The 1,506-nt window shown below is 46.9% G+C and carries 2 protein-coding genes; both read right to left on the reverse strand.

What is annotated here, in order from left to right:
• The coding region (locus tag ACWPAB_RS15250) for an ArdC-like ssDNA-binding domain-containing protein (RefSeq protein ID WP_237027435.1) at positions 1–1,235 on the reverse strand (1,235 nt) is incomplete at its 3' end.
• The gene (locus tag ACWPAB_RS15255) at positions 1,222–1,467 is read right to left on the reverse strand and encodes a hypothetical protein (protein WP_016373124.1); all 246 of its coding nucleotides are present in this window, start codon (positions 1,465–1,467) and stop codon (positions 1,222–1,224) included. The genes ACWPAB_RS15255 and ACWPAB_RS15250, both read right to left, overlap by 14 nt.
• Positions 1,468–1,506 lie beyond the last annotated feature (39 nt).

Raw genomic sequence — 1,506 nt, forward strand, 5'->3', positions numbered from 1 at the left:
TTAGGCGCGGTCTGAATCTTTGTTTCACCGTAGTGCCCAGCATTAAGAAACTTGACAGCTTGATAAAAGCCTTTCTGGTCTAAAAAGGTGGTGGCGAATTCAATCGCACCACCACCTAAATTCTGGGAGTTCCATTTCCATAGATTCTTTTTTGCATCAATAACTAAGGAGTCGTGATCGACACCGCGGTAGTAATCGCGGGAATCCTCCTTGAGATCAATGCCAGCACTACGCGCAATATCAACTAAGGACAATTTACGCGCACGATTGATTTCAGATTGCGTCAAACGCTCACGCTTACCGCTATTGAGGTTTTTTGTTTGTTCCGGAGCATCGTTAAGCGTTGCTTCTGCGGTCTGTGCTTGATCAAAACCTAATGCTTGCGCCGCTTGATCAGATAGCTCGATCGTATGCACACTGGCCTCATTGATTTCTTTGAGGGCTTGTGCCATCACTTTAGGATCTTTCGCCCAAGTGGCCACATATCCTAATGAATAGTCACCAGTGTCGATGCCAATGTTTTGCATGGCAATGTAAGCAACAGATTCGGCTTGCGCTTCTTTCCAAGCGCGTGGTCGATCAGCAAATGCCCGACCAATGCCATGTAACTGACTGTGGCCGTACTCATGAAACAGCGTCTTGAGTTTCATAGCCGCATCTGTTTCTTGTGGACTAATCACAATTTCTTGTGTGGACGGCCGAAAGAAACCACGAACCCCCGGTTCATCAATAGGGGCTTCACTGACCTTAACGTGACCTTCGGTATTGATGGCATCGACGACAGCGTGATATAAACGCTCCACGTTTTGGTGATCACCCAACCGCTCCTTAATAAAATCTGTTGCGGATAGTAAAGCTTTGCCGTTGGTTTGACTGACATCGAATACTGAGCCGTAGCGATAACCAACAATTGCTCGTTCAGCGGTCGTTTCGTATTTGACCTGTTCCTCTGGCGTGAGCCTCTTAACGATTGGCATGGTGATCTTGATGGCGTGTTCACCCTTGCGAATGTGACGACCTAATTTGTCCCACTGCTTAAATCCGGCTACCCGCGTTGCATTAGGGTGCTGCATATTAATCAGGAGCACATTACGAACAGAGTAGCCATGGAAGGCAGCATTTTTCCGAAGGTATTGCTTAAACTTTTGAGTGTCAGCAAGCGCACTCAATTGTTCTGTGGCTCGTTGCGCCATCTCATGTTCCCAGGCTTTGATCTCAGCTTTAGTCCTCGCCATCTTCACCATCCTCCTCCCATGTGACATTGTCTTCTGCACCAGGGACTGGTTTGATGATCGGCTTCAAAGCGTATAACGGTTGATACTGATTATCGGCAACTTGCTGCCATGCGACCTGTCTCATTTTGGTGGACGTTGATTGCAAGCTGACGGTTGGATAATCGGCAAGGTTGTCAATCACAGGCAGCTCACTACCGAGCACTTGCATTTCATCTGCATAAATAGCTGGCATCATATTTTCCTTTCTATATAAAAGACAAACAAAAAACGC

Source organism: Lacticaseibacillus sp. 30, from assembly GCF_053819265.1.